13 protein-coding genes are annotated in these 15,544 nt (G+C 46.5%); 2 read left to right on the top strand and 11 right to left on the bottom strand.

Going from position 1 to position 15,544, the window contains the following annotated elements; translation table 11 throughout:
• Window positions 1-79 precede the first annotated feature (79 nt).
• From P3T48_RS02020 to folP, 6 genes are all read right to left on the bottom strand, one after another.
• The gene (locus P3T48_RS02020) at window positions 80-1,234 is read right to left on the bottom strand and encodes an alpha-L-rhamnosidase-related protein (protein WP_276505431.1); all 1,155 of its coding nucleotides are present in this window, start codon (window positions 1,232-1,234) and stop codon (window positions 80-82) included.
• A 76-nt stretch (window positions 1,235-1,310) separates the two neighbouring features.
• On the bottom strand, window positions 1,311-2,357 hold the full coding sequence (locus P3T48_RS02015; RefSeq protein WP_276505430.1) for a sugar kinase: 1,047 nt from the start codon (window positions 2,355-2,357) through the stop codon (window positions 1,311-1,313).
• A gap of 158 nt (window positions 2,358-2,515) precedes the next feature.
• Window positions 2,516-3,712, bottom strand: coding sequence for an acetate kinase (locus P3T48_RS02010; protein WP_276505429.1), 1,197 nt, complete (start codon window positions 3,710-3,712; stop codon window positions 2,516-2,518).
• A gap of 87 nt (window positions 3,713-3,799) precedes the next feature.
• Window positions 3,800-4,846, bottom strand: coding sequence for a phosphate acetyltransferase (gene pta, locus P3T48_RS02005; protein ID WP_158462367.1), 1,047 nt, complete (start codon window positions 4,844-4,846; stop codon window positions 3,800-3,802).
• Window positions 4,847-5,051: 205 nt separating this feature from the next.
• Window positions 5,052-5,822, bottom strand: a complete 771-nt coding sequence (cdaA, locus tag P3T48_RS02000) for a diadenylate cyclase CdaA (protein ID WP_022252993.1) — start codon at window positions 5,820-5,822, stop codon at window positions 5,052-5,054.
• A gap of 58 nt (window positions 5,823-5,880) precedes the next feature.
• Window positions 5,881-6,723, bottom strand: a complete 843-nt coding sequence (folP, locus tag P3T48_RS01995; protein WP_276505428.1) for a dihydropteroate synthase — start codon at window positions 6,721-6,723, stop codon at window positions 5,881-5,883.
• 211 nt (window positions 6,724-6,934) lie between these two features.
• Between folP and P3T48_RS01990 the strand changes: the two genes are divergently transcribed.
• On the top strand, window positions 6,935-8,236 hold the full coding sequence (locus P3T48_RS01990; RefSeq protein ID WP_276505427.1) for a UDP-N-acetylmuramoyl-tripeptide--D-alanyl-D-alanine ligase: 1,302 nt from the start codon (window positions 6,935-6,937) through the stop codon (window positions 8,234-8,236).
• Between the two features lie 14 nt (window positions 8,237-8,250).
• Here P3T48_RS01990 and P3T48_RS01985 read toward each other — a convergent pair whose 3' ends face one another.
• The 5 genes from P3T48_RS01985 to P3T48_RS01965 all read right to left on the bottom strand — a co-directional run bounded on the left by P3T48_RS01985 (window position 8,251) and on the right by P3T48_RS01965 (window position 13,228).
• Window positions 8,251-8,607 carry a hypothetical protein gene (locus P3T48_RS01985; protein ID WP_276505426.1) on the bottom strand — a complete coding sequence of 119 codons (357 nt, stop codon included), beginning with the start codon at window positions 8,605-8,607 and terminating at the stop codon, window positions 8,251-8,253.
• A gap of 320 nt (window positions 8,608-8,927) precedes the next feature.
• Entirely contained in the window at window positions 8,928-10,046 is a 1,119-nt protein-coding gene (locus P3T48_RS01980) for an AAA family ATPase (protein ID WP_276505425.1), read from the bottom strand.
• Window positions 10,047-10,596: 550 nt separating this feature from the next.
• Window positions 10,597-11,166, bottom strand: a complete 570-nt coding sequence (gene pdxT / locus P3T48_RS01975) for a pyridoxal 5'-phosphate synthase glutaminase subunit PdxT (RefSeq protein WP_276505424.1) — start codon at window positions 11,164-11,166, stop codon at window positions 10,597-10,599.
• A 65-nt stretch (window positions 11,167-11,231) separates the two neighbouring features.
• Window positions 11,232-12,107 carry a pyridoxal 5'-phosphate synthase lyase subunit PdxS gene (gene pdxS / locus P3T48_RS01970; RefSeq protein ID WP_276505423.1) on the bottom strand — a complete coding sequence of 292 codons (876 nt, stop codon included), beginning with the start codon at window positions 12,105-12,107 and terminating at the stop codon, window positions 11,232-11,234.
• A 155-nt stretch (window positions 12,108-12,262) separates the two neighbouring features.
• Complete coding sequence (locus P3T48_RS01965; protein WP_276505422.1) at window positions 12,263-13,228, bottom strand: hydroxymethylpyrimidine/phosphomethylpyrimidine kinase; 966 nt, start codon at window positions 13,226-13,228, stop codon at window positions 12,263-12,265.
• A 120-nt stretch (window positions 13,229-13,348) separates the two neighbouring features.
• Between P3T48_RS01965 and pelA the strand changes: the two genes are divergently transcribed.
• Complete coding sequence (pelA, locus tag P3T48_RS01960) at window positions 13,349-15,424, top strand: pectate lyase (protein ID WP_443217155.1); 2,076 nt, start codon at window positions 13,349-13,351, stop codon at window positions 15,422-15,424.
• Window positions 15,425-15,544 lie beyond the last annotated feature (120 nt).

Here is a 15,544-nt window from a genome sequence, read left to right as displayed (position 1 = left end):
GAAAAAAAACATCTTTTCTGCATTTTTTTATTTTTGGAAGGACTGATATCAGAAAACAGATGGTAAAAGTGATTAGTTCTTAGGTCGTTTTAGAAGATGGAGACTGAGTTAATGTGACACCAACCTCATCGCCTGCATCTATCCAGAGACGATATTGGTTCTTACCGATAAACTTTTCTATCTCTCCCCGGCTTGCTTTGGGAGGAAGGGAGGAAGAGAAATACAAATAGCCACTTCCCGATGACGCCTGAATGCGTATCAGGTCAGCATTTCTATAAACCGAGATCTCACCCTTTGGTAAAGGAATCTTTCCCTCTATAAACTCCAAACCTCCCAATTCGGGACGTATCTCGAACTCCTCATAGCCTGGTTTCACAGGCTTGACACCCAAGAAATATCTGCCAAAAAGATAGAGGAAACAAATACCCCAGGCATAACACAGTTTCTCATCGACCTCAGCCTTTGGCGATGACAGTTGGGCCTTGAGGAGACTACTATTCCATTGCTTCCTGATTCGCTCAAGTACCTGCGACAGGTTACCCAACGAGCAAAGGGCAGCCAACTCATAGAACTGCATAAAAGGCGATGTGAAAGGCTTGACGGAAGGATTGTTGATAACAGTCGATGCCACCTCCTGCTTCTGAACTTCGGTAAAGTAATCGAAGAAAATAGCAAAGACATTGGAGTGACGGGTAATAAGCCTGCTACGTCGTCCATCGACAACACGATGAACCAAAGCCTGTCGTTTCTCGTTCCAGAAAGAAGGCAAAATCTGCTTACGCAGACGGGTGAAATGTGCGAAATAACGTTCCTCATCGGCTTTCCTTCCCAACAAATGGGCACACTGCGCCATATCTTCCAAACTCTTGCAGTAGAGGATTTGCTCGAAAGACCGCAAGCCTTTCCTATCTCTATTCTCAGGCAACCAGTCGACAAAGACTTGATCGTCTGACTTTATCTGAATCATCCCATTGGAGTCGGTATGAGAAAGACAATAGTTTATAAACTTTCGCATACGAGGATAAGCCTTACGTACACAGCGCTCGTTGCCCGTGTATAGATAATGTTCATATATGCTTAGAAACCAATAAAAAGTATGGTCGGCCATGGAGTCCGCATGGGCTGTGACAGGATCTTGACCAGGATGCTGCCATACTGAGCGCTCACACACTCTCCATATTTCATTAAAGATTTCGTCACTGCATCTGAAAGCAGGTTTGTTTGTTGATATCATCACCTTAAATAGATTAGTTTTGTTTGTTTCGTAGATTGTTTCCGATGTATTTTCAAGGTATTCAAGTCGGAGAGGGTTATCTCTGTATGCGCCCGCCCGACGATGTCATGTTGACTATAATCTCTTCTTCGCTTACCAGATTCTGGTCGCCAGGCACCGTGTTCTTCAGTGCACTTGCTGAGAGCGAGAAATCGAGACATTTCTGATTGTCATTTGCCCACTTGAGGTTGGCATGCAGATAAGCTGCAATGAAAGCATCGCCTACTCCCATAGGATCTATGATGGGCTGTATGTCGTAAATCTTTGTGGTGTAAAGGGTGTCTGTCTGTGTGTCATAGAGCACGCCAGTAAGGGTGTGATGACTGCTGGCTATCTGGTTTCTTACAGCCATTACCATTTTCTTGCACTTAGGGAAGAACTGGTGCATACGGCGGAAATAAGCAAGATAAGCCTCTCTGTCCATCTCGTAATCAGCATCCAAAGCCTCGAAAGGTATATGCCTCTCGCCACTGGCTACCTCCCACTCGTTCTGATCGCCGAAGATAATGTCGCTATACTGCATCATGCGATAGAGCACATCGCGAGGCTGGAGTCCATAGCCCCAGAGATTCTTACGATAATTGATATCACAAGAGATGGTGAGTCCTTTCTTTACTGCCAGTTCGATGGCGTCCATCGTTGTTTCCATGGCATCGCGGCTGATGGCACAGGTAATTCCTGAGCAGTGGAAGATGCCTGCATCTTCAAGCACCTTGTCCCATTTGATCATTCCGCGCTTGAGAGTATAGAAAGAAGAGTCCTTGCGGTCGTACACAACACGGGAGTTGCGCATGGCCACAGCTTCCTCGAAATAGTAGGCACCAAGACGGTCGCCTCCTTTTACTACATGAGAAACATTGAGATTATATTCGCGAAGATGCATAAGAGCTGCATCACCCAAAGGACCATAAGGCACACGGGTAACATACTCCACATTATCGCCCATAAAGGCTAAGGACACCGCAGCGTTAGCTTCACTGCCGCCATAGTTTCCTTCAAAATTGCGTCCCTGAAACAAGCGTTGGTAACCAGGTTTGGAAAGCCTGATCATAATTTCGCCGAATGTAACAATCTTTGTTTTCATGTTGATAGAATTTTATATATTAAAAAAGGTGCGTAAGGAAATAGAGTAAAAGTGCAGAAATAAAGCGAAAAGAGTGAAGAGAGAAGGATTCAAATCCATTGTTGCCTTACAGGCTGTATGATTCTTCACTCTTCGTTCTTCACTCTTTACTTATATTCTTACTTTACCAATTCCATTGTATCGCGGGCGATAACAATTTCCTCATCAGTAGGAACTACTACTACCTTCACCTTACTGTCGTCGGTAGAAATAATAGCCTCCTTGCCGTGGATGGTATCGTTAACTTCTTTGTTGATCTTGATGCCCAAGAACTCGAGGCCCTTGCAAGATTCCTCACGAAGGTCGGTCTGGTTCTCACCTACACCTGCTGTAAATACGATGGCATCAACACCACCCATAGCAGCAGCGTAAGCACCAATGTACTTCTTGATGCGATACTCGTACATGCGGAGTGCCAGAAGTGCTTTCTCGTTGCCCTCGTTGGCAGCCTTCTCTATATCACGCATATCAGAAGAAATGCCTGTGATACCGAGCACACCACTCTTCTTGTTCAGGAAGTCGGCCATCTCCTGTGGCTTCATGTTCAACTTCTCCATTAAGTATGTAACAGCAGAAGCATCAATGTCACCACAACGTGAACCCATCATCAGACCAGCCAATGGAGTCAAGCCCATAGAAGTATCCATTACCTTGCCGTTCAATACAGCAGCGATAGAACCACCATTACCAATGTGACAAGTGATGATCTTAGAATTGTTCTGATCGAGACCAAGAATCTCGCATACACGCTTGGACACATAGCGGTGTGATGTACCGTGGAAACCATAGCGACGAACGTGGTACTTCTCGTACAACTCGTAAGGAATGGCATAAAGATAAGCGTAGTCAGGCATGGTACTATGGAATGCGTTGTCAAAGACACATACCTGAGGAGTACCAGGCATCAAAGCATCTACGGCACGGATACCTTTGAGGTGACCTGCGTTATGAACAGGAGCGAGGTCGCAAAGTTCCTCAATTCCGTCCTCTACACTCTTGTCTACGACAACACTCTCTTTGAACTTGTCACCACCCTGTACGACACGGTGTCCAACAGCATCGATTTCCTTCAGGTCCTTGATGGCACCAATCTCTGGATCGAGCAAGCACTTGAATACAAAATTGACGCCCTCTTTATGATCGGGCATGTCGTGCATAATCTGCTTTTTCTCGCCGTTTGGCAATGTCACCTTGATGAATGCGTTGTCGAGACCGATACGCTCTACACCACCCTGAGCCAAAACTGACTCATCATCCATGTTATATAACTTGTACTTGATAGATGAACTACCACAGTTCAGAACCAATACTTTCATTGTAATGTTTACTTTTTAATGTTTAATATTTATTTGAAGAACGAAGGGCATCGGATTCTTTACTCTTCGTTCTTCACTCTTCACTTATTAAGCCTTCTTTGCATCCTGTGCCTGGCAAGCAGTGATAGCTACCATGTAGTAGATATCGTCTACTGAGCAACCACGAGAAAGGTCGTTTACTGGGCGTGCGATACCCTGAAGGATAGGACCAATGGCAATAGCACCGCCCAAACGCTGAACGAGCTTATAACCGATGTTACCTACCTCGAGGTTAGGAACTACCAATACGTTAGCCTTACCAGCTACGTCAGAACCTGGAGCCTTCTTGGCTGCTACCTCAGGAACGAGGGCTGCATCAGCCTGAAGCTCACCGTCGAGGTGAAGCTCTGGGAACTTCTCCTTGGCAATAGCTACGGCATCCTTCACCTTATCTATAATATATACGCTCTTACCAGTCTCCTTGTTGATGGCATCCTTGGCGCTGCCCTTGGTTGAGAAGCTCAACATGGCAATCTGAGGATCAGCAATACCAGCTACTGACTGAGCTGTATGAGCTGTTGTATAGGCAATCTGAGCAAGCTGGTCTGCTGTTGGGTTTGGAGTTACAGCAACGTCACCCATTACCACTACACCATCCTGACCATACTGCTTCTGGTCTGAGATGAGCAACATGGCACCACTGACACAGGTAATACCTGGAGAGCACTTGATAATCTGAAGAGCAGGACGCAAGGTGTCACCAGTTGTACTCAATGCACCTGAAATCTGACCATCAGCACCTTCGGTCTTGATAATCATACAACCGAGATAGAGGTTGTTCTTGGTTACGAGCTCACGGGCCTGCTCTACTGTCATGCCCTTCTTCTTACGAAGTTCGGCGAGCTTCTCTGCATACTCCTCAGCCTTAGGATTGTTTTCTGGATCAACAATAGTAGCCTTGTCGATGTTATTAAGACCCCACTGTGCTGCAAGGTTCTTAATGTTGGCAGGGTTACCGATGAGGATGATGTCTGCAATGTCATCAGCCAAAACTTTATCGGCTGCTTTCAATGTACGCTCCTCTTCTGCTTCAGGGAGCACGATGCGCTGCTTGTCTGCTTTAGCGCGAGCTACAATTTGCTGTAATAAGTCCATTTTATTTTATAGTTTAAATATTTGTTGTCATTAGTAGATTTGTCGGTATGTTAGGCTGGCTCATTTAGAAATTCGTCTTTTTGCCATATCGACTTTGCAAAAGTACATATTTTCTTTTAAATAACCCTTATTAAATTGTGTAAAAAAAGCTAAAACCGAAGATATTCTGTAGCGTAAAGGTTTACGTGCTTCACTCTTCACACAATTACATCATCTCTTGAGTCAAAATACTCTCCAGTTCTTCTGCAGAAAGGCGCAACCGGAACTCACCCTTAATGGCTACACTGATGCGGCCGGTCTCTTCCGACACGATGACAGCTATGGCATCACTGCTCTGAGAAATACCAAGGGCAGCACGGTGGCGCAACCCCAACTCCTTAGGAATATCAAGGTTATGGCTTACAGGAAGTATACAGCCCGCCGACATGATGCGCTTGTTAGAGATAACCATGGCACCATCGTGAAGAGGCGAGTTCTTGAAGAATATGTTTTCGATGAGGCGCTGATTGATTTTCGCGTCTATCTCCTCGCCAGTATCCATGATGTCTTTCAGCGGCACGCCACGTTCGATAACGAGCAAGGCTCCCACGTATTTCTTCGACATACTCATACAGGCCATCACGATGGGCATGATGGTCTCCTTGTCGACCTCACGGGCATCGTCCTTATTGGAACGGAAGAAGCGCACAAACCTGCGCATGCCTTTCTGAGAACCTATCTCATAAAGGAACCTACGGATGTCTTCCTGAAAGATGACGATGAGGGCAATGACTCCCACACTCACCAACTTGTCGAGAATAGATCCCAACAGACGCATTTCCAACACCTGACTCACAAAAAGCCAGATTAGCACAAAGAGCATGATGCCCACAAAGATATTGAGGGAGCGCGACTCCTTCATCAAGCGATAGACATAAAAGAGCAACGAGGCTACCAAGAATATGTCGAGCGCATCTTTTATTCCAAATTCAATCATACATTGGTTTTGTTTTGACGTTTAATGAAGTTTGACGGAAAGTCCAATATCCCCGACTTCACCCCTTCTTGTTCATGGCTTCCACGATTCTCACTGCCTCTACGGCTTCCTTCACATCGTGAACACGCAGAATAGAAGTTCCCTTCATCAGGGCTACTGTATCGAGCACCGACGTGCCGTTGAGCGAGGTTGTGGCATCGCCTCCCAGCAACTTGTATATCATACTCTTACGGGATATGCCTACAAGGACGGGCAGTTCCATGACGTTCAGCTTCTCCATCTCTGCAAAAATCTGATAGTTCTGAGCAAGGTCCTTACCAAATCCAAAGCCTGGGTCGAGAATGATATCCTTGGCGCCTAAATCGCGAAGTTGCTGCACCTCACGGGCAAAGCCCTTCATCATCATGACAAGCGTGGGCTGTACAGACATTAATATATAAGGTACCTTCAGCTCGCCCACCACACGAAACATCTCCGGACATTCAGTCTCTTGCCGCTGCAAGGGCACATTGGCTATACCGGTAATACCACCTTCTGACACATCATTGATGATATCGGCCCCCCATTCCTCTATGCACTTGCGTGCCAAGGTTGGGCGATAAGTATCTACCGAAATGGCTACATCGGGTTGCTCACGACGTACTATATCGAGAGCAAATTTCAGGCGGCGCCCTTCCTCTTCTTCCGACACCTCATCGGCACCGGGACGTGTAGAGAAGGCTCCCACATCAATGATGCTTCCACCTTCTGCGATTATCTGGTTTGCCCTATTGGCTATTTCCTCTTCTGTCTGCTTGCGACTGCCCGAATAGAAACTGTCAGAAGTGACGTTCAGAATACCCATCACCTGCGGGGTTCCCAAATCCATGAGGTGACCTTTAATATTTATTGTATATTCCATCGAGGTTATTTTTCCATTTGTTCTTTTTTTTAAGCTCTACTGCCCAAACACCCCAAGCACTTCCGTAATCCCATGCGCAAAGAGGACTTCGACAGCAGAATATCTCTGCAAAAATAGAAAGAATTATCGAGAAAACGTGCTTTTTTAAGAAAATTGTTTGATATGTCCACGATTTAAAGTACTTTTGCAGTCAAAACAATAGTTATAAACTATGGATATTTCAGAACTCTATCAGATTTACCAAAAGCACCCGGTGATTACCACCGACAGCCGCGACTGTCCTGAGGGCAGTATCTTCCTGGCTTTAAAGGGTGCCTCGTTCGACGGCAACAAGTTTGCCGCCATGGCCTTGGAGAAAGGCTGTGCCTATGCAATAGTAGACGAAAAAGAGTATGCCCAGGAGGGCAATGAGCGATTCATCCTTGTAGAGGATTGTCTCACCACCTTCAAGGAACTGGCCCGTGAGCATCGTCGCCACTTCAATATTCCTGTAGTGGGAATCACGGGAACCAATGGTAAGACCACGACCAAGGAACTGGTTTCTGCCGTTCTCGGTGAGAAATACAACGTGATGTTCACACAGGGCAACTTCAACAATGACGTGGGCGTACCTAAGACACTCTTCCGTCTTGCCCCAGAGCACGAGATTGCCGTCGTAGAAATGGGGGCTTCCCATCCTGGCGACATCAAGAAACTCGTAGAATATGTAGAACCTACCTGCGGCATGATTACCAACGTAGGCCGTGCCCACCTGCAGGGCTTCGGCAGTTTTGAGGGAGTGAAGAAGACCAAGGGCGAACTTTACGACTTCCTTGCTGCCAGCGATGCTTTGGTATTCATCAATGCCGACAATGAGCATCTAATGGAGATGGCAGACCAGCGCAACATCAACCGACTCATCACCTACGGCAAGGAAGACAGCTGCGATGTTTGGGGCGAGGTTATCTCTTGCGCTCCTTTCCTGAAGTTCCGCTGGCGCACCGAGAGTTTCGACTGGCATGAGGTTCAGACTCATCTCATCGGCTCTTACAATATCGACAACATGCTTGCCGCCATCACCATTGGTCTTCATTTCGACGTGAAGCCTCAACAGATAGACCACGCTTTGGAGAATTACATCCCGAGCAACAACCGTTCACAGTTGGAAGAGACGGCACACAACAAGCTGGTGGTAGATGCCTACAATGCCAACCCTTCGAGCATGGCAGCTGCCATCGAGAATTTCCGCTTAATGGACGTACCTAACAAAATGGCGATTCTCGGACAGATGGGCGAACTTGGCGAGGTAAGTCACGAGGAGCACCAGAAGGTAGTTGACCAACTACAGGCAGCCGGCTTGGAGAATGTCTGGCTGGTAGGTGACGAGTTCCAAAATATCCCTTGCCAGTACCGCAAGTTCCATGATGTAGAAGAGGTAAAGGCTGCCATCAAGGAAGCACAGCCTCACGACCACTACATCCTCATCAAGGGCAGCAATAGCGTGAAGCTATTTCAGCTTCCAGAATTGCTATAAAAGATAGCCATCATCTATAAACAGACTAAAAGCCCGGCAGGAAAAAACTTCTTGCCGGGCAAGTACATTGCACAATAGATGATTTTATCGCCATGATTGATGAAATCCATTGCAAAGCTATCGTCAAATAGACTGCTGTCGTGAATGCTCGTCATACGTGGATAGATGTCTGCTATCTCTGCCAACGCCTTCATATCAGCCTGCGCCCAAATCTTATTGATTATCTGTTGCTGGTATGAAATAGCTGTCTTTTCTAAATCGGCTTTAATATCCCTGTTTCTTGCCTCGATGTGGGAGGTATTCTTCTGCAGCTCATGAAGTTGCAACTTAGCCTGCTCAAGTTTCATCTTCTTGTCGTTTACACCAAACATATCCTTTGCGCTCAGTCTGCCGTCCTTTGTAACGGGGACTGCTTACAGAGCAACGGACGGGCATCGGACGAACAAGCCTTGGGCATCGGATGAACAAGCCTTGGGCATCGAGTGAACAAGCCTTGGGCATCGAGTGAACAAGCCTTGGGCATCGAGTGAACAAGCCTTGGGCATCGAGTGAACAAGCCTTGGGCATAAGTTGCCAAAACGGCGGCTTGTTTTTTACGTCATGAACTTGACTTTTATATGTTTCTTTAACCATTTTAGCCTAATATACGCCTCAAATTCTACACATAAAATTCATACATTTGCTTCCTTTTTTATCCCCTTAAACTCAGCTCCAAAAACTTGTCACATAACTGAAATACTCCATCATCTTGCGTGATAAAATCTCTGTCAAGCAGAGTCTTGACCGCTCCTTGCACGGTGCTTGCCCCAAGATGATACTTCTGCAAGAACTCTTGCGACATCAGGGAAGAAGGCTTACCTTCCTGAGCAATGGCTATGAGAAGCTGCTTCTGCTTGGCTGTAAGCTGATACAGCAAAGCCTGATAGGCAAAACGCTGCTGGGAAAGGATGCTATCTATCGCAAACTTAACATCATCTTCTTCCAACAACGGCTTGTCGGTGATGAAAGTATAAAGCATATTGAGAACATACTGGACGTACCATGTAATACCATCGAAACGATGATATAAATAAGCAAAAGCCTCAGCACTAATCTCCTTGTGATTTTTGGAAAGATGATGATTGGCAAAAGCCAAGTAAGTCTGCTCATTGATAGCCTCCAGTCCCATGATGCTCGAACTATGATAGAAAGGACGAGACAGAGACGTAAACATCAAAGCCATCATGTGACGCTTGGAACCAGAAAACACGAAGTTGGCGTTATGACAATTCTGTATTCGCTTACGCAAACTCGCCTCAACGGTTTTCTCAGGATAGTTGGCTATCGTCTGAAACTCATCTATCGCAATCAAGCAAGGCTTATCTGCCTGTACGAGATAAGCGAAGATCTCGTCCAAGGTAATTTCTGGTGTCTGTATATCCCCAATGCCCACACTCCACTCTGGATTTCCATTGATGTCAAAAGAGATAGTTGACTTCAGAGACTGGAGCATATTCAGGAAAAATTCCCATACTTTCCTGCCCTTTGGCTTGAGTGCCGTCAGGATTCCCTTGCCCAGCGCATAGACGAATTCATTCAAATTTTTCGTATCATAAATATCAATATAGATGCAATGATACTGCTCACAGATGTTTTCCTGCTGAAAACAATTATAAATCAGTCCCGACTTACCCAGACGTCTTGGCGCAATCAACGCGACATTGCACCGATTGGTCAAATGGCGGGTAAGAAGAGCAGTTTCCTCTACCCTATCACAGAAATATTCCGGTGAAAGATAGCCTTCAATAATAAAAGGATTTAACTGTACCATAAGCATTTACATCATTATGAGTTTTACGTAACGAAGATTTTATAATACAAAGATACGATGAATATTTGTAAACGGCAAACATTTATCGGAAAAAAGTATCAGACATTCAACAAAAAAGTATCTCAAGATACTTTTCTATATAGCATCATGTATCTATGAAGCCTATTCGTGTCCACTTTGGGAAGCTGCTACTTTTTCAAGTATAAGACAGTTTGAAGGACGGAAATATGCATTTTAGCAAAGTTTGAAGGATAAAAACATGCATTTTAGCAAAGTTTGAAGGGCAAAAATATGCATTTTAGCAAAGTACAAGGACGGTAACCTGCTGGTATTAAAGGCTTTATTGTATTTTTCAATCAAAATAAGAAATTATCCTCAAATAGAGCAATTATGGTAGATGAAAAAGTGATAAAAAAAGTATCTTAGGATACTTGCTCATGTATCTTAAGATACTTGGCAATGTATCCTAAGATACTTTGCAATATAGGTTCATGTGCCAACGAAGCCTGTTTCATTGGCCAACGAAGCCCGTTTCATTATGGGATGAAGCCTACTTCTTGCACATATCCAGAAAATACTTGTGTATCTCTAAACTTTCGTTCAACTCCGGATGGAAGGCGGTAACGAGTTGGTTGCCCTGACGTGCAGCTACAATCTTGCCATCTACCTCGGCAAGAACCTCGGCATCGCCCCACACCTCTTTAATATAAGGAGCACGGATGAAAGTCATAGGGATATTACCCTCGATACCCTTCATCGGAGCCTCTATGTAGAAACTGCCCAACTGGCGACCATAGGCATTGCGCAATGCCGTGATATCCATGGAAGCAATGCGAAGACTTGGCTCACCCTCTATCTTCTTGGCAAGAAGAATCAAACCAGCACAAGTACCATAAACAGGCAAGCCTGCGGCGATGGCCTCCTTCACTGGTTCCATCAATCCGAGTTCATTCAAGAGTTTTGCCTGGGTCGTACTCTCGCCACCAGGAATAATCAAGCCATCCTTGGGCTGATCCCAATCCTTCAACTGGCGCACCTCAAAACTAACCACACCCAACTGAGCCAACTTCTGTCTGTGCTCAGCAAAAGCGCCTTGTAAAGCTAATACTGCTATTCTCATATTTTTCCTAATACAAAAGCCCCTTCTTTTCAGGAGGGGCCTTCCAATTAAAACATCATCATCTATTACTTACCTCTTTCAGCCATGAGGAGCGCAATCTCCTGCTCGTTGATACCAACCATTGCCTCACCGAGATCCTCGCTCAACTCAGCCAGCATCTTGGCATCATTATAGTTGGTAACAGCCTTCACGATGGCCTGGGCACGCTTGGCAGGGTTGCCGCTCTTGAAGATACCAGAACCTACGAATACGCCCTCGGCACCGAGCTGCATCATCAGGGCAGCATCAGCAGGAGTAGCCACACCACCGGCAGCGAAGTTTACTACAGGCAACTTGCCATTCTCATGAACATACTTCACCAACTCGTAAGGAGCCTGCAACTGCTTGGCAGCCTCGTAGAGTTCATCCTCGCTCATAGAAACCAGGCGGCGGATTTCACTCTGCATCATACGCATGTGGGTAACAGCCTGTACCACATCACCAGTTCCTGGCTCACCCTTGGTACGAATCATGGTAGCACCTTCAGCGATACGACGGAGCGCCTCGCCCAGGTTCTTGGCACCACAAACGAAAGGTACGTCAAACTGAGTCTTGTCGATGTGATAAACATTATCTGCAGGAGAGAGCACCTCGCTCTCGTCAATATAGTCGATTTCGATAGCCTGAAGAATCTGAGCCTCAGCGAAGTGACCGATACGGCACTTAGCCATTACAGGGATAGAGACAGCCTCCTGAATGCCCTTGATCATCTTAGGATCACTCATACGAGACACGCCACCTGCTGCACGAATGTCGGCTGGAATACGTTCCAAAGCCATTACTGCGCAGGCACCTGCTGCCTCTGCTATTTTTGCCTGTTCTGGAGTTGTTACGTCCATGATCACACCACCCTTGAGCATCTGAGCCAAGTTGCGGTTCAATTCTTGTCTGTTTTCTGCCATAATTATATTCTTTTTACTAAATTATGGCTGCAAAGGAAACACTTTTTAGGGAAATAGGAGAAAAGTGTTCCAATAATTATAAACTTTGCGTCATTTTGTACAAAATGCATTTCTCAAATATACAAAGGATATTCCCAAATATATAAATAGCGTTGTTACTTCTTTCGATATTCCGAAGGAGTAAGCCCTCGCATCTTCTTGAAGAACTTAGTGAGATGGGCTTGCGAGGAGAAGCCGAAAGTATTGGCTATCTCTTGCACCGTATGCGTAGTGGTGGATAACTCTCGCTCTATCTCCTTCACGATGTATTCATCGATGATTGCCTTCGGTGTCTTGCCGGAGATACGGCGGGTAACCTGTGCCAGATAGCGGCTGCTCACATTCAACTGGTCTGCATAGAAATGCACATCACTATAGGTACGGCAGAAGTTGTTGACCTGAGAGATAAACTGATTATAAAGTTCCGAACTGCGTCCCTGCAGGTTGCTCTCACGTGTCAACTCTACGTTGATGAAATCCTGTGCCATCGCCAAAGCATCCTCCATCTTCTTGCCTTGGTTCAGATATACGGCAAGGGCAGAAGAGAAACGGTTGGTAAGACCATGAGAATTGGCATTATCGAGCAGGAACACCTTCATTCCATTGTCCTCAGCCATACGCAGCAACTTGGTGTCTTGCAGAATAATATCATTTTCTTTTTTTCGGGCTACAACTACCGAACAGAGCGGCAGCAAGCGATACTTGATCTGGCTCACCACATCCTCCGTCATCAATGCATCGCCATTGCTCGACCAGATGGCAGGGGCATAAATGATATAATCCGGACGATACTTCGTCAGGGCATCGATCACAACCTCAAGCGTCTCCACTCTACGAATCATACCCACCTTCACAATGCTCGGTTGAATATCATTCATGATAGCCTCTATCTGTCCCGACACAATCTCTGCCGGTACATCAAAGAATTCCTGAATACCCAACGTATTCTGAACGGTGATGGAGGTGATGGCCGAAACGGCATAACCACCCAGTTCTGAAATGGTCTTGATATCGGCTTGGACCCCCGAACCGCCCGTGCTGTCGGAACCTGTAATCGTTAATATGGGATAAAAGACTTTCATACAGCGGCAAAAATACAAAAAAAATAGGATATTATCAAAATATTATTTGTATATTTGCACCAAACTTAAAAACTAAACATAAACTATTATAATATGAAAGCATTTTATCTTTCTATCCTGATGGCGTTGACCCTCTTGCCAGCCCATGCCCAGCGCAGGTACAATGCGATGAGGGAAACTAAAAAGGAGTTTTTCAAAACAGAGCAAGCCCGACTCATCGGCGACCAGATTCTCGACTACCAGAGAGTGACAGGCGGATGGCCCAAGAACATCGACATGGCAAAGCCCATGACTCATGAGGAGCGGCTGCAAGTACTCAATGACAAAAGCCGGCGTGACGACTCCACCACCGACAACGATGCCACCAATATGCAGATGACGTATCTGGCTCGGCTCTATCAGGCCACCAAGAGTAAGAAGTACCGTGAGGCTTTCTACCAGGGTGTGGAATACCTGCTGAGCGGACAGTACGACAATGGCGGATGGCCACAGTTCTGGCCCGGGATGCGTGGCTATCAGGTTCATATCACTTTCAACGATGATGCCATGGTCAACACCATGGAAATGCTGCGCGACATCTATCTGCAGAAGGCTCCCTTCGATGGCAAGCTGACCGACAAGGCGCTGCGCCAAAAGGCCATCAAGGCTTTCAACAAGGGTGTGGAGTGCATACTGAAGTGCCAGATTGTCAAGGACGGCAAGCCTACCGTATGGTGCCAGCAGCATGACCGCGTAACCTTCGAGCCTCGTCCGGCACGTGCCTTCGAGCTCTCGTCCTACAGTTCTAACGAAAGTGCACGCATCGTGGCTATGCTGATGGAGATTCCTAACCCAAGCGAAGAGATAAAACGCGCCATTCGTGGAGCCATGCAGTGGTTTGATACCTATAAGCTGACGGGCCTGAAAGTGGTACGCAAGGGCGAGTTTGGTTCTCCTTTCAAAACAACCGAACTCGTTAAAGACCCCGATGCCACCACACCTCTATGGGCAAGATACTACGACTTAGAGCACTGTGAGCCATTCGTGTGCGACCGCGACGGTGTGCCCCGCCGTCATCTTTGGGAGATAGGTACAGAGCGCCGCAACGGTTATTCATGGTACAGCGACCGTACTGCCTTCATCTATCCTCTCTACGAAAAGTGGGCCGACAAGTATGATACTGCCAACAAACTGAACCTCAGTCTCAACTCGCCCGGTGCCAACGAGCGTGGACTCATCAACATGAACCGCTTCTCGAAGCCAAAGCTGTCATGTTTCGATGCAATAGTCAATGCCGGCGAGCGCATACAGGATGCCATAGAGAAGGCTCCCGAGAACCCAGCGAAGCCTTTCAAGATACTCATCCGCAACGGAGTGTATCACGAGAAGGTCATTATCGACCGTCCCAACATCGTGCTCGTAGGCGAAGACCGCGACAGTGTCATCATCCAATATGCCGAGACCACAGCCTCACAAACCATTAAGGAATACAAGGGAAAGCCTGTACACATGGGTGTCATCGTACTGCAGGACAATGCCAACGACTGTATCATCAGCGGCATCACCGTATATAATAATTATGGTAGCACGGTGGAGAAGACCACCACACACCAGATGGCCATCTATGGCAAGGCAACACGCACCATCGTCATCAACAGCAATATCTTTGCCGACGGCAACGATGCTCTCTCGCTATGGTGTCAGAATGGAGGAATGTACTATCATGCCGACCTCTACCTGCGCTGTCCGGGTGTCGACTTTATGTGTCCTCGTGGCAGATGCTATGCCACACGCTGCAAGTTTGTCGGCGACAGCAGAGCCATCCTCTGGCACGACGGCAGAGGCGACATCAACAACAAGTTTGTCGTGACATGCTCTTCCTTCGATGCCCTCTCGCCCACCAAGTTGGGACGCTATCACCACGATCACCAGTTCTATCTGGCCCACTGCCGTATGTCGAAGAACATCCTCGACAGTAACATCAGCTATGCCTATAGCGACAAGGTGCTCGACCCTTGTCCCTGGGGATTGCGCGTATATTATTATGGTTGCGAACGCGAGGGAGGTGACAGCGGATGGCTGCGCGACAATCTCGACCAGGCTCCTGGCCATCCTGCCTTCCATGGCCTTACTGCCCTTTGGACCTTTGATGGCAAATGGGATCCCGAAGCACGCATCAGAGACCTGTGGTATGTTCTGAAATACCAAACAAAATAAGAACTTTTAGCAGTATTTAGCGTTAAATGCGTTAAATACTGCTAATTTTACATCCAATTTATCTACTTTATAAAAGATTATTGCTACTTTTGGCAGCAATAAACGAAGTTATCTACTGAC

Source organism: Segatella intestinalis, assembly GCF_029348455.1.
Lineage (GTDB): Bacteria > Bacteroidota > Bacteroidia > Bacteroidales > Bacteroidaceae > Prevotella.
The sequence above is the reverse complement of the archived record's forward strand: the minus strand, read 5'-3'. Positions and strand labels throughout refer to the sequence as shown.

Bases quoted from the DNA above. Each gene is read 5' to 3' on its own strand.
- P3T48_RS02020 (WP_276505431.1), bottom strand. From the start codon at position 1,234: ATGATATCAACAAACAAACCTGCTTTCAGATGCAGTGACGAAATCTTT.
- P3T48_RS02015 (WP_276505430.1), bottom strand. From the start codon at position 2,357: ATGAAAACAAAGATTGTTACATTCGGCGAAATTATGATCAGGCTTTCC.
- P3T48_RS02010 (WP_276505429.1), bottom strand. From the start codon at position 3,712: ATGAAAGTATTGGTTCTGAACTGTGGTAGTTCATCTATCAAGTACAAG.
- pta (WP_158462367.1), bottom strand. From the start codon at position 4,846: ATGGACTTATTACAGCAAATTGTAGCTCGCGCTAAAGCAGACAAGCAG.
- cdaA (WP_022252993.1), bottom strand. From the start codon at position 5,822: ATGATTGAATTTGGAATAAAAGATGCGCTCGACATATTCTTGGTAGCC.
- folP (WP_276505428.1), bottom strand. From the start codon at position 6,723: ATGGAATATACAATAAATATTAAAGGTCACCTCATGGATTTGGGAACC.
- P3T48_RS01990 (WP_276505427.1), top strand. From the start codon at position 6,935: ATGGATATTTCAGAACTCTATCAGATTTACCAAAAGCACCCGGTGATT.
- P3T48_RS01985 (WP_276505426.1), bottom strand. From the start codon at position 8,607: ATGTTTGGTGTAAACGACAAGAAGATGAAACTTGAGCAGGCTAAGTTG.
- P3T48_RS01980 (WP_276505425.1), bottom strand. From the start codon at position 10,046: ATGGTACAGTTAAATCCTTTTATTATTGAAGGCTATCTTTCACCGGAA.
- pdxT (WP_276505424.1), bottom strand. From the start codon at position 11,166: ATGAGAATAGCAGTATTAGCTTTACAAGGCGCTTTTGCTGAGCACAGA.
- pdxS (WP_276505423.1), bottom strand. From the start codon at position 12,107: ATGGCAGAAAACAGACAAGAATTGAACCGCAACTTGGCTCAGATGCTC.
- P3T48_RS01965 (WP_276505422.1), bottom strand. From the start codon at position 13,228: ATGAAAGTCTTTTATCCCATATTAACGATTACAGGTTCCGACAGCACG.
- pelA (WP_443217155.1), top strand. From the start codon at position 13,349: ATGGCGTTGACCCTCTTGCCAGCCCATGCCCAGCGCAGGTACAATGCG.